We start from the raw sequence: 18,063 nt of genomic DNA on the forward strand, positions 1-18,063 counted from the left end.
GGAAGCTTAATCGGCGTATTGGCCGACTGCGGTGATCATCGGACGCCAGCGGTCAATCTCGCTCTTCAGCGTTTCACGAAGGATTTGCGGCGTTGCCTTGTCCGGCGTCGGATCGGTCGCGATATCCGCGAACCTGCTGGCCAGCGCCGGATTTTTGAGCGCCTCGGCCAAGGCTTTGGTTAGCACCTGCACGATAGGATCGGGCGTTTTCGCCGGCACATAGATACCGTGCCAAACGCTGATCTCCATGCCAGGCAGGCCGGCCTCGGCCGAGGTGGGCACGTTAGGCATCGATGGCAGCCGCTTGGCGCTGGTGACGGCGTAAGACTTCACGCTGTTGGCCTGGACCAGCGGCGCGGCGGTCGTGGCTTGTTCGCACCCAAGATCTATCTGCTTCCCCATCAGCGCCTGAAGAACCGGGCCGCCTCCGCGGAATGGAACGACGTTCATCTGCTTCTGAACAGCCGCCATGAATAGCATACCGCAAAGCTGCGACGCCGCACCCAGGCCCGAATGCGCGAAGGTGACGTGATCGCCTCGGGCCTTGATGTCTGCAATGACTTCGGCCAGCGTATTCGGGGCGTAGTCCGGGCGCGCAATGATTGCCATGTTGGCATCGGACACGACGCCGACGGGTTTCAGGTCGGTGGTCGGATCGAACGGAAGCTTCCGATACAGCGTGACGGCTGTGGCCAGTCCGAGATGATGAAGTAGAAGCGTATAGCCGTCGGGCTCAGCACGGACGACCCGATTGCTGCCCAGAGTGCCGCCCGCGCCGGCGACGTTCTCGACAATCACCTGCTGTCCGAGCAGACGGCCCATGTTCTCGGCCGTCACGCGCGCCACGGTGTCGGTAGGGCCTCCGGCGGCAAAAGGCACGATCATGGTGATGGGCCGCTTGGGGAAATCCTGGGCGATCGCCGCAGACGCCGTCAAGAACAGCAAAGAAGCACACACAACCGCACGCATGAATATCTCCCAGGATCATTTTTTGATCCACGCAATGTAGATGAAACTGCCGACTTGTCAGCCATCTCAGAAATGGTAGATTTTCACCTCAGCCATTCTCATCTAAGATGTCTGAATCTGACGGCAGGACAGATCATGCGAAATTTCGATCCCGTTTCGTTGCGGCTGTTCATCGCGGTCTGCGAGGAACGCAACATCGCCACAGCCGCCCGGCGCGAGGCGATCGTGCCGTCCGCGGTGAGCAAGCGCATCAGCCAGATGGAGGAAGCCGCAGGCGTCACCTTGCTCGAACGCGGCAGGCGCGGCGTTGCGGTGACGGCGGCGGGGGAGGTGCTGTGCCGCTATGCGCGGGAATCGCTGCAATTGCTCGACCGGATGCAGGCAGAACTGGGAGCGTTTGCCGAGGGAGTGCAAGGTCACGTGCGTGTCTTCGGCAGTAAATCGGCGGTGGCGCAATTCCTGCCGGAAGATATCAGCCTGTTCGCGCAACGCTATCTCGACGTACGCGTCAGCCTGGAGGAACGCGAAATCTGGGAAGTGGTGCGCGGCGTTGAGGAAGGGCGCGCCGATATCGGAGTGTGTTGGGACGCCGTCGACATGCGCGGCCTGCGGACCTTGCCATATCACCGCGACCATCTTGCGGTAGTCGTCCATCCCGCCCATCCATTGGCGAGAAAACGTTCTGTCTCCTTCGTCGACACGATTGACTACGAGCATGTCGACATCGTCGCTCGCAGCATCATGCAGACGACCCAGCGCAGTGCTGCGGCCGCCGCCGGCAAGCAGATGCGCTACCGCATCCAGGTCTCGACCGTGGACGCCGCTTACCGGATCGTGGCGGCCCAATTGGCAGTGGCGATTGTACCCGCTGAGGAAGCGAGCGCGATTCAGCAGGCGCTAGGGCTCAAGGTGATCCCCCTCAGCGATAAATGGGCCAAGCGCCAGTTCGTCGTTTTAGTGCGTGAGAAAGGCCTGAGCCTACCGGCGCAATTGTTGGTTCAGAGTCTGTCTTCTTCCGAAGGCATTCAACCGCGTCGGTCGGGTCGCTCTAAATAGTCTCGTATCGCGCACGCCGTTCGGAGCACATTCCAACGGGTAAAGCAGCGGTCCAGCGTCCGCTATTGGCCCAAAGCAGACTCGCTGAAGGCCAGCCCAGATGTCCGCTTCTGGGCGTAATCCGGACATCGCCAAGTAAATGGCTCCTTTCAGACTTATAAGTAACGCCCTGGTCTACCCCTTCACCGTCACCGCACGCCCGATCACAGGCTGCGCGGCGACCGGCGGATTGGCTGTTTGCGCCGCGAGCTCGCCGATCAGGCGGTCGGCATCGGCGGCGATACCGTCCGGCGTGTGGATCACCAGCCGCTCCAGCGCCCAGCGATACGACGAGATACGCCGCTCCAGGCATTGCTGGACCCATTGCACGATCAGCGTGTTCTCTTCCATGCGCGCGATCGCATCCGCCTGCTCGCGCGGCGACAATTCCGACACCATCTTCAGGCTGGCGCTGCGCTTGCGGTCGAGTTCTATGACGCGGATGGCGGAGGCAAAGAACGGCTCGAACCTCGTGATGTCGTTGCGAACGTCCTCGATCAACTGCTGATAACGCGAGGTGTGCGAGCGGTGCGGCTCGTCGATCAGCGCGCGTCCATAGGTGGTGCGATCGAACACCACCTTCTGCCGCCATGGCGAGGGCAGCGGCTGGTAATCACCGAACACGCTCTTCCAGGCGGGCCGCGAATGCGGCGGTTCGATCAGGGGATAGGCGAGATCGCGAAGCTGGCGTTCGCTTTCGGTAAGTTGGAAATGCGAAGGTTTTAGGCCGACGCTGGCCGTGGCCTCGGCGCCGAGCCAGCGGTGCATGTCGTCGTTGCGCATGTCGGCGCGGGTGCGGCCGAAATCGCCGCCGCTGCAACCGCCGAGCGCTGCGCTTACAACAAGCAGCATGAGAGCCGGGAGTGACCGAAGCCCGGTGGTCCGGATCGGGAGGCACTTTTCCGGCATTGCAAACGTCCGTCGTTCAGGGGCGCCGACGGCGACGGCGACCGGGCGCCGTCCCCTCTTCCGGCCCGCGCCCATCACCGGTTCCGCCGGCTTCGCGTTCGATGCGGACAACGGGAAGGATCAGCACAGTTCCCAGGCCATCGCGTGGAGCGCCATCCATGGTTGAGCCCGGCCGTCGCGAAGCCGCATCCGCCGGAAATTCAATGATGGTGCCCATATTCCGTTCTCTCTGGTTGCCGCGGTCACGATTTTGACCGGCGACATGCCATTATTCAGAACAGAACGTGGTTAACGGCATCTTAATTTGTGCAGTCGGTACAGTTACGGGTTCCGCGGCTCACGCCGCCCGCCGAAAGCTCGCATTTTATCGGATTTCTTCAGGGGCTGTTTTCCTTAACCAACTCTTAAAACGCCCTGCGTAGGCTGACGCGAAGGATTATCGAAGTCGCGTACACCTGACATGACTGCAGCTCCATTGTTTCCGGGATTCGACGGGCTGATGACGCTCTCGCGCCGCGGGGCGTCGATATCCGCCCGACCTTGCTGCGCGTGCTGACCGACCTTTATGTCCAGGCCAGCGCCCATTCCGCCGACGAGGAGCGGCAGTTCGTCGAACTGACGTCCCGCCTGATCGACCAGGTCGACGACGCCACCCGCGCGGCGGTGCGGGCGCGGCTCGCGATCTATCCGGCGACACCGGCCGAGATCATGGACAGGCTCGGCCTGCGGCGTGCGCACCCCGACCAGCCCCTGCCGCTCGCGGCTGCAATCACCGCTCCCCCGACCGACGCGCCGACGGTGAAGGCGCCGACCGAGGCGCAGTTGCGGATGGCGTCCAACCTGGCAATGCGGCCCAACGATGCTGCCGAAATCAGCGATATGTTCTTCACGGCCGGTCCCAGCGAGCGCGCGCTGATCCTGCACAATCTCGCCGATACGCCGCTGAAGGCCTCGGCGCGAATTCCCGCAGCCCGCGCCGCCCGCGCGCTTCATATCCTGGAAATGGCCGCGTTCGCCGAGGACGCCGAAAACTTCGCGCTCGAACTCGGCGACGCCCTGATCCTGCCATCGCGGATCGCAACGCAAGTTGTCAATGATCCCGGCGGCGAGCCGCTGGCATGCGCAGCGAAGGCGCTCGACATGCCGAGCGCAATCTTCCAGCGCGTGCTGCTGTTCCTGAATCCGGAATTCGGCTCATCCGTACACAACGTCTATCGCTTGTCGCGACTTTACGACCGTTTGAGCGAACGATCCGCGCTCGTCATGCTGGCCGCATGGCGCGGCTCGACCATGGCAGTCAGCCGCGCCAAATATCGCGCCGCGCTGTACGACGAAGAACGGCACCGCGCGCGTGCGGCGGGTTCGCACACACGTCCCGCGGTGCAGCCTGGAACCGCGCCGGTACGCACCGGCACCGACGGCTCGAAGCGCTAGGCGTTCGGCGCTTCTAGGCTTTGGCCAAATCGAGAAAGTGCCGCCCTGCCCGATCTTCGGTCTCGACGATCCAGGCGTCGGGATCGAAACGGAGTTCCTTGGCGAGACGCTCCTCCACCGATTGCTCGGGCACCGGCTGCGGCGAGGCCGGCGCGAACAGCCGCTCGGCTGGGCGGCTCTCGTCATAGACGGTTTGCGGCGCAGGCGCATACAGCATGGCGTTGCCGTCGAGCAGCGCCACCTTGATGAACACCGCCCCCGCCTCCTCTGCCCCGCGCTTGCGCACGGCGCCAAAAATTCCCTCGTTCTGGCAGCGGCGCAGGTATGCGGCCACCCAGATGCTTGATTTCAATCGCATGAGATCGACGATAGGCCGACGAGCGGACAGATGCTAGTCGATCGGGTGCCCGATCATCGTCGTGAGCTCCTTCACCAGGCGATCGGACATCTGGCCGGTCACCGGCAGCTTGCGGTCGCGCTCGAATTTCGAGATCGCGGCCTGGGTGTCCGCACCGACCGCGCCGGTCGGCTTCAACTGGCCGTAGCCATATTGCGTCAGTGCGCGCTGCACCGCCGCGACGCGGCGCGCGCCGGCGCTTTGCCCATTCGTCGGAATCGGCGCCGGCGGTCGCACCACGTTGGAAGGGGCCGCGGCGGGCGCGCCGGTCGACTTGACCACCAGATTGGTCATCGGATCGGCGTTCTTGGAATCGTTGTTCCTGGAATCGTTGTTCTTGGGCTCGGCGCTCTTGATCTCGACGTGTTTGGGCTCAGCCCCCCTCACCTCGACCGGCCTGATTTCCGGCGGATCAGAATCGACCGGCCTCGTTATTTCGACCGGGCGCGGGCGCGGCAGCGGACTAACGACGGCAGCTTGCGGCGCCGACAGCGTCACGACCGAGCCGAACATCGGCGAGGGATGGCGGCCGGCCTGCAGGAACAGCGCATTGGCGACAATAGCGCAGATTGCGGCAGCCGCGAGCAGGCCCGCGATCATGTCTTTCGGACTGTGCAGGAGAATGCGCATCACGAGGCCGCGCCCTTCCTCCGCTTCGATCGCAACCGCTTTCGCACCGCGACGGCGGCGGCGCGGCATCTCGTTATCGTCGTCAATACGCCTAGGCACGTTTCTTCACCTGATCGACTTCATCCTGAGATTCGGGTCGCAGCGCCGGCTTCAGCGTCGCGACGTTGTTCGAAGTGGTCAGCGAAGGCGCAAAGTCAAGTGGCAAGGTAACAGCCACCGTGGTGCCCTCGCCGACCCTGCTCTGCACATTCATCTCGCCGTTGTGCAATCCAACCAGACCCTTCACGATCGACAAGCCGAGGCCGGTGCCTTCGTGCTTGCGCTGATAGGTCTTGCCGGCCTGGAAGAACGGATCGCCGATCCGCGCGAGATCCTCGGCCGCGATACCGACCCCGGTATCGGTGACACTCAGCATCAGCCGCGGTCCCTCGACCGCGGCGGAAACCGTCACACTGCCGCCGCGCTCGGTGAACTTGATGGCGTTGGTGATGAGGTTCAGCGCGATCTGCTTGAACGCGCGGGGATCGCCGTTCATCACGGGCAAGTCCTCTGCTGCCCGGGTGATCAGGTCGACGCCGTTGTCGCGCGCCTTCAGTGCCAGCAAATTGCAGCAGTGCAACAGTGCCGCGCGCGGCGCGAACGGCTCCGGCGAAATTTCGAAATTGCCGGTTTCCATCTTGGACATGTCGAGGATGCCGTTGACGACCGACAACAGATGCTGGCCGGAATCGTTGATCAACTGCGCATATTCCCTGCGGCGCGCGGCGTCGATCATCATCGCCTCTTCGTGCACGATCATCTCGGAGAAGCCGATGATGGCGTTCAGCGGCGTGCGCAGTTCGTGGCTCATGGTAGCCAGGAACCGCGTCTTGGAGGCATCCGCCTGCTCGGCGGCGGTGCGCGCCGTTTCAAGGGCCTGCTCCTGGATCTTGCGGTCGGTGACGTCGCGCATCACGGCGACGACCTCGGCCTCGGGCGAAACCTGCTCGAGCGGTCGGCAACGCATCTCGACCCAGATAAAATCGGCGGAAGCGTTCTGGCCGCGGCCCGCGTCGCGGCGCAGGCGGAATTCGACGCTCCGCTGCTCGCTGCCGCGCGCTGCATCCGACAGGGCCGTGAGATAGGCCGGACGATCGGCAACATGGACGCGGTCGAACAGCCCATGGCCGGTCAGCCGGGCGCCGGGCGTACCGAGCATGGCCTCCGCCGCCGGCGAAATGAACTCCACGGCGCCGCTGCGGTTGTGACGCGAAATAACGTCGCTCATGTTTCGCGCAAGCAGACGGTAGCGGTCTTCCTCGAGATAGAGCAGCGACACGGAAGTACGCGCCAGCGATTCCGCGCTAACGGCCAATCCCGCCGCATAAAGCGTCGCCGAAGCAACGCCGGCACCCATCAGGAGACCGTGCAGCGCCGCGTTCGGCTCCGCCATCGGCAGCAGGTGAAAATGCCCGAGCGCGATCAGCGAAGCGGCGCATGACAGCGCAAGCGCAGAGGCAAACACGACCACGCGGCGCGAGGCCGACAGCGCCGCTTCCAGGGGAAGAACGATGAGCCAGACCGCGGCGAACGATTCGATACCGCCGGTGGTCACGGCAATCATCATGACAAGGCCCGCCAGCGCCAGCGCGGACAGGATATGCGCGCCCTCGTAGCGGCCGGTGCGCGACAGGAACCAGGACAACAGGATGGGTGCGATCTGCCAGGCGAAGGCAGTGACCTCGAGCGCCGTTGGCGCCCCGCGCATCGCCAGATAGACCGGAAAGGCCGCAAGCGCCACCAGGCTGCCGAGCAGCCGCGGCGCCATGAAAGCGCGATGACGCGCACTCGTCAGCGCATCATATCGTGCCGAGGGATGCAGCAGCGCATCGAGAAAATCGCGGATGATACTCAAAACAATCACGGCTCTCGCGCTTCGGCTTGTTCGTCAGACAGACGCGCCGGAACGCCCCCTTATCTTTGCGCCACCGTGTCAGAGTGAGCTTAAGCGAACGCTAAGGCCCGGCGCATGGCCGACCAACAACGCGCATCCGCAGAGGTTTGACGTCTCACGCGACGGTCATTCGACCCGGATGGTGAACGACAGGTTTCCAGCGCGATCGATCTATGGTTTCGAAATGGTGGATGCGCGAGCGGCGCGGAGTTTCGCGCGGCGGTGGTCGTCAATCGAAAGTTTACGCCGAATCAGATCGTTACGGTTTTCAGAAAATTTTCGGCGATTTTACCTCAATGCAAACACTTGCGATTTATCGAGGGCTGTTAGTCAGAAACAAAGCTAGCGGACTTAACCGCAACACAACCATAAGAGACGACCGGGGTCGCGAGATGTTTTTTCTGCTTCGCATGGCATTCTGGCTCGGGCTCGTGCTCGTGCTGCTGCCCAGAGAAAAGACGCCTGAATCGGACAAGGTGCCGCAGATCGGCGCGTCCGAGGCCGTATCGGCTGCGACCGCCGCCGTCTCCGACATGGGCCAGTTCTGCAAGCGCCAGCCGGCGGCCTGCGAAGTCGGTGGCCAGGCCGCCACCGCGATCGGCCAGCGCGCCCAGGACGGCGCCCGCCAATTGTACAAGATCATCACCGACAAGAAGCCCGAGCCGCCCTCCGTTCCCGACAAGAAGCCCGACCATACCAGCTCCATCGACACCGCCGGCGACGCCGAGGCCGTCATCGCGGCCACCTCGCCCACTGATGCGCTGACGGGGGACGATATGGCGATCGAATGGCGGATGCCGCGGACGCCGTTGGCTTCAAAATAAGGCCGCGGAACCGGCCCCGTTTCCGTCGCTTTCGTGCGGTCCGCATCCTATATAAGGCGTACTGAAACGGACGTGGGCCAAGATGACGATCGACGAAATCAGGGACAATTTCGAACTGCTTGACGAGTGGGACGACCGCTACCGGTACGTCATCGAACTCGGACGCACGCTCGACCCGATGCCGGAGGCCGAGCATTCCGCCGAGAACAAAGTCAATGGCTGCGTCAGCCAGGTCTGGCTTTCCAGGCAGATCGACCGCAGCGGCAACGGCGAACCGAGGCTGAAATATCTGGGCGACAGCGACGCTCACATCGTGCGCGGCCTGATCGCGATCCTGCTCACGCTCTATTCCGGCCGCACGCCGCAGCACATCCTTTCAACCGATGCGCTCGCGGTATTCGACGAATTCGGATTCCGCGAGCACCTGACGCCGCAGCGTTCCAACGGCCTACGCTCCATGGTCGAACGCATCCGCTCCGACGCGCGCGAGGCGCTTGCCGCGGCGTCGTAGACGCCGTCGCATTGACCGGGGGCTTACTTCCGCTTCCGCGCCTGCTGGCCAAGTCCCATCTTCTTGGCGAGTTGCGAACGCGCCACCGCGTAGTTCGGCGCCACCATGGGATAATCCGGCGGCAGCCCCCATTTGTCGCGATACTGCTCCGGCGTCATGTTGTACTGCGTGCGCAGATGGCGCTTCAGCGACTTGAAGCGCTTGCCGTCCTCCAGACAGACCAGATATTCCGGCGTCATCGACTTCTTGACCGATACGGCCGGCTTGGCTGGCTCGAGCGGGGCCTCGGGCCGGCCGCTCGACACTCGCATCAGCGCGGCATGAACCTGGCTGATCAGGTTCGGGATTTCCGAGGCCTGGGTCGGATTGTTGCTGAGATAGGCCGATACGATATTGGCGGTCAGTTCGACGGGCGTCTTGCCTGCGGGATCGGTCATGGCTCAACCTTCTGGGATTACGATGCATCTGTGCGGTTCGGACAGTATCCAACCGCGCCTATACATCGGCGGCATCCTATACAACTTGGCGTATATGAACGAAGTGCCGGGAAACTGACAAGAACAGCGGCGCTTTATTTTCAACAACCGCTCTCGCGGCAAGTATTGCCGGGTCAGGACCGCTGATCGAGATGCGCGCGCAGTTCGTCGATCGAGGCGAAGCGCATCATCCCCTCCGGCATCTGGGCCTCGATCGAACCGTCGGAGTAGAGGGAATAGGCCATGCCATCGACGACGCCGGACTTCAGCACTGTCACCGCCGGCTGATCCTCCGTGCGCGGCGGTCCACCATTGGCTTCCGCGGACGCCGGGGCAGTGCGGCCGCCGCGGCGCTGCAGCGGGGTTTCGCCGGATTTTGCGCGCTCCGCTTTCGGCCAGGCATTCTCGAACGACGCCCGTGGCGGTTCGGCCGGCTCGGCCGGCGGCACGGCGGGTGGATTGGAACGAAGGTCCGATGACAAAAGGTCCGGCGGCAGCGGCTCGCTGGCACGCCCCTGCGCGCGCTCGCGCTCTCTTCGCGACGTCGAGGAAAACAGCAAATTGCGTTTCGGTTTCGCAGCCGATGGTGGCGGTTCGGGGTGGGTCGGCTCCGGAATCGGGTGATCCCGCAGGACAGCCTCGTTCTGCCAAGGCGGCGGCGCCGCTGGCGAGAAAGGCGGCGGTGCGGTTGGCGAGAATGGTCCGGGACCAGTGGGCTGTTCGGCGGCCGGGAAACCGCCGCCGAAGGGACCAGAATCCCGCGTCGCGGCAGCAGGAAGCACCGGCCGCACCGCGGCCTCGCCGGGCGCTTCAGCCATACTGGCGCCGAGCCGCCGCGCAACGTTCTTCAGCTCCCGGACCGCTATCCAGAGCGCGAGCATGATCGCACCGGCGCAGACGCCGATCACGCCGGCGATGATGAGCGTGTTGCCGGTGCTGAATTCCTTGATCGGGATCCCGAAGCCGATCGCCAGCAGCCCCGCCAAAACGAGGCCGATCCCGGCGACCAACATAACAACCATCATTGAACTAACCCTCAGCCGCGCCCGAAACGCTCGCAAGCCGCCCAACGCCACGATACCGTCAGATTGTGCGCATCGCCACCCGCCAATTGCACACTGGGTTCCGCATGGCGTTGTTCGGTTGCAGGAATCTCGGTCGCAGGTGTTTCATGCTATTCAGGTGCCGTTCACTCCGGCGCCCGTAATTTTACCCACCTACCAATTACTGCCCTTTTGTTGCATTGCATCAGGGATTTAGGCCACAATTCCCAATTACTTGGTAATGGAACTGAGCTATATGGGTACCCGGGGAATGAGGCTCAAGAATATCCAAGCTGGGCCATAGGGGACGCTGGGTTACCAATCGCCATGTCATCCATTACGACCTCTGCTCTCGATACGCCTGCGCGGCGCTCGATGGAGCGGACCTGTGACGACCTCGCCATCTTCGCGTTGGCCGTTGTCACCCTCGTTGCTGGCCTGACCTTCCGAGACTATGGACTGGGCTGGGACGACTACACGCACGCCGAATATGCCGATCTGCTGCTGCGGATGTACGGTTCCGGCTTCAAGGATACCGGCGCGCTGTCGTTCGCCAATCTCTACATGTATGGCGGCGGCTTCGACATGGCGGCGGCCTTGCTGCACAAGGTCATTCCGCTCGAATTGTTCGAAACGCGCCGCCTGCTCGGTGCCGTCGTCGGGCTGGTCGGCCTCGCCGTGACCTGGCGGCTGGCGCGGCGCGTCGGCGGCCCGCTTGCCGGGCTCGCGACGCTGCTGCTGCTGGCGCTGTGCCCGACCTTCTACGGGCACATGTTCATGAACCCGAAGGACGCGCCGTTTGCCGTCTCGATGGTGATCCTGATCCTGGGTCTGGTGCGCCTCGCCGAGGAGTATCCCGCGCCCTCACCGCGTACGATCCTGATCATAGGCCTCGGCGCCGGTCTTTCGATCGGCTGCCGGATTCTCGGCGGGCTGGCGGTGGTCTATGCAATGGTGGGCTTCGTCCCGCTGTTGATCGAGGACGTTCGCACGCAAGGCTCGCGCGAGGCGATCCGCCGCTTCGCCCATGTCGTGTACGTCCTGGTCCCGGGGCTCGTGTTCGGATACCTGCTCATGGGCCTGGTGTGGCCGTGGTCGATCATGGAGCCCGGCCATCCGTTCCAGGCGCTGACCTATTTCTCGCATTTCTTCGAAAAGCCCTGGAAGGAAATGTTCGACGGCGCGCTGGTCTCAGTGCCCGACATGCCGTGGTCGTATCTGCCGACGCTGTTCGCGCTGCAGCTTCCCGAGATATTGCTCGCGCTTCTGTTCGCTGGCGTCGTCGGCACCTTCATGTCGCTGTCGCGCGTGGACGTGACAGCGCGCCGCAAGACCATCTTCCTGATGCTGACGCTGGCGGCCAGCCTGCCGCTGGTGATCGCGATGGTGAAGCGGCCGGCGCTCTACAACGGCATCCGGCATTTCGTTTTCGTGATCCCGCCGATGGCCGTGCTGGCCGGCGCATCGTTCGCCTGGGGTATGAACTGGCTGAAGAACAATCACCGCCGCTGGCAACCGGCCGCACTGGCGGTGTTCACGTTCGGCCTGCTGCTGCCACTCAGCGAGATGATCCGACTGCACCCTTATGAATACACCCATTTCAATCACATTGCCGGCACGGTTCGCGGCGCCGACAAGATGTTTATGCTGGATTACTGGGGGCTGGCGCTGAAGCAGGCTTCCGACGGCCTGCGCGAGGAGCTGGTCGAACGGCAGGAATTTCCTCCACTGGGACGCAAGTGGAAGGTCGCGGTGTGCGGCCCGCAGCGCCCGGCGCAGGTAGCGCTCGGCCCGGACTTCACGATCGGCTGGGACAGCCAGTCCGCCGATTTCGCGATGACGCTGGGCGAGTTCTACTGCAAGGGTCTCACCGCGCCGGTCATGGTGGAAATCAAGCGCGACGACGTCGTGTTCGCGCGCGTCTACGACATCCGCGGCCGCGCCATCTCGACGCTGTTGGCGATTCCGGCGCCCTGATCCCGCATAACAGCCGCGCCCGGCCCGCGCCTTGCTGCTGAACTGGCGCAGGGCTACGCTCGCTTTCGAAAATCAACAATTCTCGAACGCGCGAAAGGTTATGGCGGCGTGACCGTACTGGTGACCGGCAGTTCCGGCCATCTCGGCGAGGCGCTGATGCGTACGCTGCAGGCGCAGGGGCGCGAGGCCATCGGCATCGACGTTCTGCCCGGCGTGTTTACGCATCACGTAGGCTCGATCACTGACCGCGCTTTCGTGCGCCGTTGCATGAAGGGCGTGACGACCGTGCTGCACGCCGCGACGCTGCACAAGCCGCATGTGGCGACCCACAGCCGCCAGGAATTTATCGACGTCAACATGTCAGGCACGCTCAGTTTGCTGGAAGAAGCCACCGCAGCCGGCGTCACGGCGTTCGTCTACACCAGCACCACAAGCGTCTTCGGCGAGGCGCTGGTGCCACCGCCGGGCGAGCCAGCGGCGTGGATCACCGAAGACGTCGCGGCCGTGCCGAAAAATATCTATGGCGTCACCAAGGCTGCCGCAGAGGATCTGTGCCAGCTCTTTGCGCGCAATCACGCGCTTCGCACCGTCGTGCTGCGCACCTCGCGTTTCTTCCTGAAGAGGATGACAATCGCGCGACACGCGAGGCCTACACCGACGCCAACATCAAGACCAACGAGTTCCTCTATCGCCGCGTCGATATCGAAGACGTGGTCAGCGCGCATCTGATGGCGGCCGACCGCGCGCCATCAGCCGGTTTCGCCAAATACATCATCAGCGCCACCACGCCATTCTCACGAAACGACACGGCGGAACTGCGCAACGACGCGCCGCGCGTGGTCGGCCGTTACGTGCCGGAGTTTGAGGCTGAATTTGCGCGGCGCGGCTGGACGATGATTCCAGGCATCGATCGCGTCTACGTCAACGACCGCGCACGTGCCGAACTCGGCTGGCAACCGCGCCATGATTTCCGCACGCTGATTGCGCGGCTGCGGGCTGGCGATGATATCCGCAGTCCACTCGCGCGGGAGATTGGCAGCAAGGGCTATCACGACCGCGTCTTTCGCGAGGGACCCTACCCGGTAGAGTGAGCGGCGAGAGTATCCGGTGGACAAGCCGCGCGGATGCGCTAAACTGTCGGCCACATACCTCTACACGTCCGGAATCAAAACGCCGCCCAATCCCGGGCGGCGTTTTTGTTTGGGCGTATCGTAGGGTGGGCAAATCGGGATAGGGGAGTCTCGCGACTCCTCCCCTCCCACACCACCGTACGTACGGGTCCGTATACGGCGGTTCGATGGATTATGCGGACCTCGACGCCGCGACGGAAGTGAGACCGAGTGAACCGAGGAAGTGAGTTGGCAATGCGATGGTGAGCGCGGGACTCGCTGCCAGCCGCCAAGGGCCATGTGGGCTGCCGGCGGTTTGAGCCGCCCGATCCCGGCCGACGCCGCAGCGTCGCAGCTCTGCAAAGCGAGCGGGTCCACGCTTCCACTGCTTCCAGGCGATGGCGCGCAACCGCCGCCTGATCCATTCGTCAAGTGCGCGCAATACCGACGGGGTTTGGCAGAAGCCGAAGTAGCCACGCCAGCCGACAAGGTAAACGGATAATTCCTTGGCGACTTGCGCGAGGCTTCGTCCGCCTGTGCGCCGCGTCAATTCCCGAACTCTGGCCTTGAAGCGGGCGATCGCCTGCGGTGCGATGCGCCGTCGTGGCCCCGGCCCGCTTGTAAAGCTAAAGCCCAGGAACTTGCGGACGCTCGGTTTGGCGACCGCGCTCTTGGCCTTGTTGACCTTGAGCTTGAGGCGCTTTTCCAGGAACTTCTCGATGCCCGCCAGCACCCGTTCACCCGCCTTTTGACTGCGCACATAGATGTTGCAGTCGTCGGCGTAGCGCACGAAGCGGTGACCGCGCTTCTCAAGCTTCTTGTCCAGCACATCTAGCATCAGGTTCGACAACAACGGCGAGAGCGGGCCGCCCTGCGGCGTGCCCTCTTCTGTCGGACTGACCAACCCGCCCTCCATCACACCCGCATTCAGGAAGGCGCGGGTGAGCTTCAGAACGCGCTTGTCAGCAACCCGCTTGGCGACGAGCCCCATTAGGATGTCGTGGTTGACCCGGTCGAAAGACTACTCGACAGACTACCCACCACCGCGCTCATCATCTCGACGACTATCCCGATCAGGTAACCATCGTTCGGTCGCGCCATCCCTTTGAGGGATCTGCGCTTAATGTGCTTGGCTGGTGTCATCGACGCGGCGAACTTCATCTGACGCTTGTACTGCCCGATGGTACCCGTGCCCTTGTACCGGCCGCGTGGACAGATCTGCCTATCGCACAACATTTACCGCGTGCAAGCCCGCAATGCGCTCGAGCGGCATTCCTGGCTTCCCACGCCGAGCTGCTGCACGCCCGGACGATCGTCGACGCTTTGCTGCGGCAATTGGATGGCGCGCATACTGTCCTGCCACCGGAATCGGAGGACAGCCATGCAGCAGCTAAGCTTTCTCGACCCACCACCTCAGCGCGGGGCCGTACCTGTATGGGAGGCCCTCGATAGAGAGCAGCGCGCACATCTCGTGCTGCGACTCGCCCGACTAATCGCCCGAGCAATCGCCACTGCCGGAGATCACAACGATGAACGAACTGAGCAAGATTACCGCTGAGCACCTACGCCGATGCGCAATCGTCTACGTGCGTCAGTCCAGTACGACGCAGGTCGAGCATAATCGCGAGTCCACTGCCCGTCAGTACGAGTTAGCCGAACGCGCCGCGCGGCTTGGTTGGCGACGCGATCAGGTGAAGGTCATCGATGAGGACCTCGGTATTTCCGGTTCCGGCCTTTCCGAGCGCACCGGTTTCGCGCGTATGACCGCGGAGGTCGGCCTCGGCCAGGTGGGCATCGTGCTCGGCTTGGAAGTCTCGCGACTGGCGCGCAATAATGCTGATTGGTACCGTCTGCTCGATCTATGTGGCCTGACCCACACGCTCATCGGTGATGGAGATGGGATTTATCATCCGGGCTTGTTCAATGACCGCCTGGTGCTCGGGCTCAAAGGTACGATGTCAGAGGCAGAGCTGCATGTGCTGCGTGCGCGGCTGCTCGGTGGCATCCGCAACAAGGCCGCACGCGGAGAACTGCACCGCGGGCTGCCGGTGGGTCTGGTACGGGGCGACGCCGACGGGGAGGTGCTGTTGCATCCTGACGAGTCGGTGCAAGCCGCGATCCATGCTGTCTTCGACCGCTTTGCCGAATTCGGCTCGGCACGACGCGTGTGGCTGTGGTTCCGCTCGCAAGGCCTGCGCTTTCCGCTGCACTCCAACAGCCTTGTCGATCTCCGCTGGGTCGCCCCCACTTACACAAAGATCCACCAGGTCCTCACCAACCCGTTCTATGCCGGCGTTTATGTGTATGGCCGCACCCAGCAGACATGCTATCTCGATGCGGGCGGTCGAATCCGAAAGCGCATCAGACAACGCGACCGCGAGCAGTGGCCGGTGTTCATTCGTGACCATCATGCCGGATACATCGATTGGAATACCTTCGAGGCGAACCAGAAGCGCCTGGCGCAGAACATCCGTCCTCGACCGCACCAGAGCGGGGGTGCCGTGAGAGAAGGCGCAGCACTCCTGCAAGGCCTCGCCGTATGCGGACACTGCGGTCGGCGCCTGGCCGTACACTACAGCGGCCGGTTCTCGGCGCCCGGATATCACTGCGCCGGCAAGAACATCGTCAACGGCCGGGGCGAGTACTGCCTCAACATCGGCGGTGTGCAGATCGATGCGGCTGTCGCCGAAGCGTTCCTTGCGGCTCTCGCGCCCGCAGGCCTGGAAGCCTCGCTCCAGGCGATCGAGCAATTCGACGCCGATCGCGAGACGACTCTCGCGCAGTTCCGTCGCGACGTCGAGCGTGCGCGCTACAACGCGCAGCGCGCCGAGCGACGCTATCGCGCAGTGGACCCGGAGAATAGACTCGTCGCGCGTGGACTCGAAGCAGAATGGGAAAGCGCTCTGCTGGAATTGAAGACTGCCGAATCCGAACTCTCGGACCGCGAACATGCCCGACCGCGCTCGCTTACGCACGAAGAACGCGACGCTATCCTTGCACTCGGTAAAGACCTCAAGCGTATCTGGTTCGCTCCCACGACGAGCGATCGCGATCGCAAGGAGTTGCTCCGCACGCTGCTCGACGATGTCACCTTGAGAGTCGAGCGCGATAAATACAACGCTCACCTGACGCTGCGTTGGCGCGGCGGTCTCTTCAGTGAAGTTAATGTCCCATTGCCGCACTCGCATCCATCGCCGATCCGCACCGCCGACGATACGATCGATCTGCTGCGGCGACTGGCTGCACATTATCCCGACACCAAGATCGCCGGCATCCTCAATCGCCAAGGCCGTACAACGGCCACAGGACTGTCGTTTACGGCAAATCGTGTGTCGAGCCTGCGGACGCACTGGGAGATCCCGTGCTTCCAGCCGAAACAGCAAGTGCAGGACGGCGAGTGCATGACGATCGAGAAAGCAGCACGCGCTCTCGGGATCGCACCCTCTACTTTGCATCGCTGCCTCAACGATGGCTTCATTGCCGGAGAGCAGATCACACCTGGCGCGCCTTGGCGCATCCGTATCAATGACGAGTTGCGGTCGCGCTTTGTGGAGAGCGCGCCCGAAGGTTACGTGAAGATGTTCAAGGCCATGAATCTACTCGGCGTCTCGCGGCAAACCATCTTGCAACGTGTAAAGCGCGGCGAGCTTAAGGCCGTTCACGTCTATCGCGGACGGGCAAAAGGCATACGAATTCAGGTACCTGCAGTTGCTCCGGACCTCTTCGACCCTCTCAAAAAAACTGAAGGTGTAGTATGACGCAACATCCAAGAACTTCTCCAGGTCGATGTCCACGACGACGGCGTGCCCTGACGCGATATACGCCTGCGCCCGTTCCACCGCCTGATGCGCCGAGCGACCCGGCCGGAAGCCGAAGCTCGCATCGGAGAACGTTCCGTCCCAGTCCGCCTGCAGCACCTGCATCACCGCCTGCTGGATGAAGCGGTCGAGCACCGTGGGCACGGTTGCGTCGAACTGCACTTCAGCCCCGTCAGGATTTGGGTTCGGCTGAGATAACCCATCCCTTCCATGTACTTCGTGGTCAGCGATTTGCTGTCCTCAAGGTCAGAGAGGTCTCTGGCGTAGAGACTTTGAGCCTGCGCCACGCCGAGATCGGATCGCTTGCTGTCCCACGCGACTGGACGGACTGGGCGCTTCCAGGTGCTCGGAGCGAGCCTATCAATGGCCAGCAGCCGTTGCTCATTGACGCCCTTGGTCTGCTTGCGCTTGCCGAATTCGCCTCTTCGTTGAAGCACAAGAAATGAGGCTTGACCAATGACTCAGCTTCTGAATCACTCGGACATCAATTCGATTCGGTCCGCAAATGAAGAAGCCTTCTTCCGCGGCCCTGCGAAAGCGCCGCCATCAGCTCTTGCGTGCCCTGCCGCCGATCGAGCAGATTGTGCGCGGGTCGCTCATCGAGACCTACAAGCGCTGCGGCCGACCCAGCTGCCACTGCGTCGACGGACCGGGACACGGCCCCAAGCGTTACCTGTCCACAATCGCTCGAACCGGCGAACGCCCGCGGCTCGGCTATGTGCCGAATGGCGCGTATCCTCAGGTGGCCGAGTTTCTCGCCAACTACCGCAAGCTCCAGGAGATGCTCAACGAGATTTGCGCGATCAATGCCGAGCTTCTGCGTCGCCGCGAAAGTCTCGATTAGATGGATCCGGCGGTCGCAGCCCTCGACTTTGCCGAGGCGGGCGCCATCATCGCCAACATGATCGACTCCTATCTCGCTGCAGGCGCTCCGCCGC

The 18,063-nt window shown here is 63.1% G+C and carries 17 protein-coding genes and 2 pseudogenes; 10 read left to right on the forward strand and 9 right to left on the reverse strand.

Going from position 1 to position 18,063, the window contains the following annotated elements:
- Nucleotides 1–6: 6 nt before the first annotated feature.
- Nucleotides 7–837: a tripartite tricarboxylate transporter substrate-binding protein gene (locus tag ACFXS9_RS23195; protein WP_392692346.1), complete on the reverse strand. Its 831-nt coding sequence runs from the start codon at nt 835–837 to the stop codon at nt 7–9.
- Between ACFXS9_RS23195 and ACFXS9_RS23200 the strand changes: the two genes are divergently transcribed.
- Complete coding sequence (locus ACFXS9_RS23200) at nt 821–1,009, forward strand: hypothetical protein (RefSeq protein WP_392692349.1); 189 nt, start codon at nt 821–823, stop codon at nt 1,007–1,009. The two genes, ACFXS9_RS23195 and ACFXS9_RS23200, sit on opposite strands and share 17 nt — an antisense overlap.
- 95 nt (nt 1,010–1,104) lie before the next feature.
- Nucleotides 1,105–2,025: a LysR family transcriptional regulator gene (locus ACFXS9_RS23205; RefSeq protein WP_057851989.1), complete on the forward strand. Its 921-nt coding sequence runs from the start codon at nt 1,105–1,107 to the stop codon at nt 2,023–2,025.
- Nucleotides 2,026–2,199: 174 nt separating this feature from the next.
- Here ACFXS9_RS23205 and ACFXS9_RS23210 read toward each other — a convergent pair whose 3' ends face one another.
- Nucleotides 2,200–2,973, reverse strand: coding sequence for a hypothetical protein (locus tag ACFXS9_RS23210; RefSeq protein WP_392692352.1), 774 nt, complete (start codon nt 2,971–2,973; stop codon nt 2,200–2,202).
- A gap of 16 nt (nt 2,974–2,989) precedes the next feature.
- Entirely contained in the window at nt 2,990–3,190 is a 201-nt protein-coding gene (locus tag ACFXS9_RS23215) for a hypothetical protein (RefSeq protein ID WP_028348914.1), read from the reverse strand.
- A 243-nt stretch (nt 3,191–3,433) separates the two neighbouring features.
- Here ACFXS9_RS23215 and ACFXS9_RS23220 point away from each other — a divergent pair.
- A pseudogene (locus tag ACFXS9_RS23220) lies at nt 3,434–4,407 on the forward strand (DUF2336 domain-containing protein).
- A gap of 13 nt (nt 4,408–4,420) precedes the next feature.
- On the opposite strand, the gene ACFXS9_RS23225 reads toward ACFXS9_RS23220, so the two are convergent.
- The 3 genes from ACFXS9_RS23225 to ACFXS9_RS23235 are packed head-to-tail and all read right to left on the reverse strand — an operon-like array spanning nt 4,421 to nt 7,337.
- On the reverse strand, nt 4,421–4,765 hold the full coding sequence (locus tag ACFXS9_RS23225) for a DUF1491 family protein (protein ID WP_057835166.1): 345 nt from the start codon (nt 4,763–4,765) through the stop codon (nt 4,421–4,423).
- Between the two features lie 33 nt (nt 4,766–4,798).
- Complete coding sequence (locus ACFXS9_RS23230) at nt 4,799–5,533, reverse strand: peptidoglycan-binding domain-containing protein (protein WP_392692355.1); 735 nt, start codon at nt 5,531–5,533, stop codon at nt 4,799–4,801.
- Nucleotides 5,526–7,337 carry a PAS domain-containing sensor histidine kinase gene (locus ACFXS9_RS23235; protein WP_392692358.1) on the reverse strand — a complete coding sequence of 604 codons (1,812 nt, stop codon included), beginning with the start codon at nt 7,335–7,337 and terminating at the stop codon, nt 5,526–5,528. The genes ACFXS9_RS23230 and ACFXS9_RS23235 overlap by 8 nt, the downstream gene beginning before the upstream one ends.
- A gap of 422 nt (nt 7,338–7,759) precedes the next feature.
- Here ACFXS9_RS23235 and ACFXS9_RS23240 point away from each other — a divergent pair, with 422 nt between their 5' ends.
- Entirely contained in the window at nt 7,760–8,191 is a 432-nt protein-coding gene (locus ACFXS9_RS23240; protein ID WP_392699972.1) for a DUF5330 domain-containing protein, read from the forward strand.
- 82 nt (nt 8,192–8,273) lie between these two features.
- The gene (locus ACFXS9_RS23245; protein ID WP_028348922.1) at nt 8,274–8,702 is read left to right on the forward strand and encodes a SufE family protein; all 429 of its coding nucleotides are present in this window, start codon (nt 8,274–8,276) and stop codon (nt 8,700–8,702) included.
- Between the two features lie 23 nt (nt 8,703–8,725).
- Here the strand turns inward: ACFXS9_RS23245 and ACFXS9_RS23250 are convergent, their stop codons facing one another.
- Both ACFXS9_RS23250 and ACFXS9_RS23255 read right to left on the reverse strand, forming a co-directional pair.
- Nucleotides 8,726–9,139 (reverse strand): MucR family transcriptional regulator, encoded by a 414-nt coding sequence (locus ACFXS9_RS23250; RefSeq protein WP_057848121.1) that lies wholly within the window; start codon nt 9,137–9,139, stop codon nt 8,726–8,728.
- Between the two features lie 173 nt (nt 9,140–9,312).
- Complete coding sequence (locus ACFXS9_RS23255; RefSeq protein WP_392692362.1) at nt 9,313–10,203, reverse strand: DUF308 domain-containing protein; 891 nt, start codon at nt 10,201–10,203, stop codon at nt 9,313–9,315.
- Nucleotides 10,204–10,548: 345 nt separating this feature from the next.
- Between ACFXS9_RS23255 and ACFXS9_RS23260 the strand changes: the two genes are divergently transcribed.
- Both ACFXS9_RS23260 and ACFXS9_RS23265 read left to right on the forward strand, forming a co-directional pair.
- Entirely contained in the window at nt 10,549–12,198 is a 1,650-nt protein-coding gene (locus ACFXS9_RS23260; RefSeq protein WP_392692365.1) for a glycosyltransferase family 39 protein, read from the forward strand.
- A gap of 108 nt (nt 12,199–12,306) precedes the next feature.
- Nucleotides 12,307–13,289, forward strand: a pseudogene (locus ACFXS9_RS23265) (NAD-dependent epimerase/dehydratase family protein).
- Nucleotides 13,290–13,500: 211 nt separating this feature from the next.
- On the opposite strand, the gene ACFXS9_RS23270 reads toward ACFXS9_RS23265, so the two are convergent.
- A complete protein-coding gene (locus ACFXS9_RS23270) occupies nt 13,501–14,298 on the reverse strand; it encodes a group II intron maturase-specific domain-containing protein (RefSeq protein WP_392692368.1) in 798 nt (265 codons plus the stop codon).
- A 538-nt stretch (nt 14,299–14,836) separates the two neighbouring features.
- On the opposite strand from ACFXS9_RS23270, the gene ACFXS9_RS23275 reads away from it, so the two are divergent.
- The 3 genes from ACFXS9_RS23275 (at nt 14,837) to ACFXS9_RS23285 (ending at nt 17,969) form a co-directional block, all read left to right on the forward strand.
- A complete protein-coding gene (locus ACFXS9_RS23275; RefSeq protein ID WP_392692076.1) occupies nt 14,837–17,065 on the forward strand; it encodes a recombinase family protein in 2,229 nt (742 codons plus the stop codon).
- Nucleotides 17,066–17,304: 239 nt separating this feature from the next.
- Nucleotides 17,305–17,571, forward strand: coding sequence for a DUF5372 family protein (locus ACFXS9_RS23280; protein ID WP_392690118.1), 267 nt, complete (start codon nt 17,305–17,307; stop codon nt 17,569–17,571).
- A gap of 59 nt (nt 17,572–17,630) precedes the next feature.
- Nucleotides 17,631–17,969: a DUF6788 family protein gene (locus ACFXS9_RS23285; protein ID WP_376960332.1), complete on the forward strand. Its 339-nt coding sequence runs from the start codon at nt 17,631–17,633 to the stop codon at nt 17,967–17,969.
- Nucleotides 17,970–18,063 lie beyond the last annotated feature (94 nt).

The organism is Bradyrhizobium sp. RDI18 (genome assembly GCF_043203335.1).
Taxonomy (GTDB): Bacteria; Pseudomonadota; Alphaproteobacteria; order Rhizobiales; family Xanthobacteraceae; genus Bradyrhizobium; species Bradyrhizobium retamae.

Excerpts from the sequence above, each read along its gene's own strand:
- ACFXS9_RS23200 (WP_392692349.1), top strand. The coding sequence starts at position 821 with ATGTTCTCGGCCGTCACGCGCGCCACGGTGTCGGTAGGGCCTCCGGCG.
- ACFXS9_RS23205 (WP_057851989.1), top strand. The coding sequence starts at position 1,105 with ATGCGAAATTTCGATCCCGTTTCGTTGCGGCTGTTCATCGCGGTCTGC.
- ACFXS9_RS23210 (WP_392692352.1), bottom strand. The coding sequence starts at position 2,973 with ATGCCGGAAAAGTGCCTCCCGATCCGGACCACCGGGCTTCGGTCACTC.
- ACFXS9_RS23215 (WP_028348914.1), bottom strand. The coding sequence starts at position 3,190 with ATGGGCACCATCATTGAATTTCCGGCGGATGCGGCTTCGCGACGGCCG.
- ACFXS9_RS23225 (WP_057835166.1), bottom strand. The coding sequence starts at position 4,765 with ATGCGATTGAAATCAAGCATCTGGGTGGCCGCATACCTGCGCCGCTGC.
- ACFXS9_RS23240 (WP_392699972.1), top strand. The coding sequence starts at position 7,760 with ATGTTTTTTCTGCTTCGCATGGCATTCTGGCTCGGGCTCGTGCTCGTG.
- ACFXS9_RS23245 (WP_028348922.1), top strand. The coding sequence starts at position 8,274 with ATGACGATCGACGAAATCAGGGACAATTTCGAACTGCTTGACGAGTGG.
- ACFXS9_RS23250 (WP_057848121.1), bottom strand. The coding sequence starts at position 9,139 with ATGACCGATCCCGCAGGCAAGACGCCCGTCGAACTGACCGCCAATATC.
- ACFXS9_RS23255 (WP_392692362.1), bottom strand. The coding sequence starts at position 10,203 with ATGATGGTTGTTATGTTGGTCGCCGGGATCGGCCTCGTTTTGGCGGGG.
- ACFXS9_RS23260 (WP_392692365.1), top strand. The coding sequence starts at position 10,549 with ATGTCATCCATTACGACCTCTGCTCTCGATACGCCTGCGCGGCGCTCG.
- ACFXS9_RS23270 (WP_392692368.1), bottom strand. The coding sequence starts at position 14,298 with ATGGGGCTCGTCGCCAAGCGGGTTGCTGACAAGCGCGTTCTGAAGCTC.
- ACFXS9_RS23275 (WP_392692076.1), top strand. The coding sequence starts at position 14,837 with ATGAACGAACTGAGCAAGATTACCGCTGAGCACCTACGCCGATGCGCA.
- ACFXS9_RS23285 (WP_376960332.1), top strand. The coding sequence starts at position 17,631 with ATGAAGAAGCCTTCTTCCGCGGCCCTGCGAAAGCGCCGCCATCAGCTC.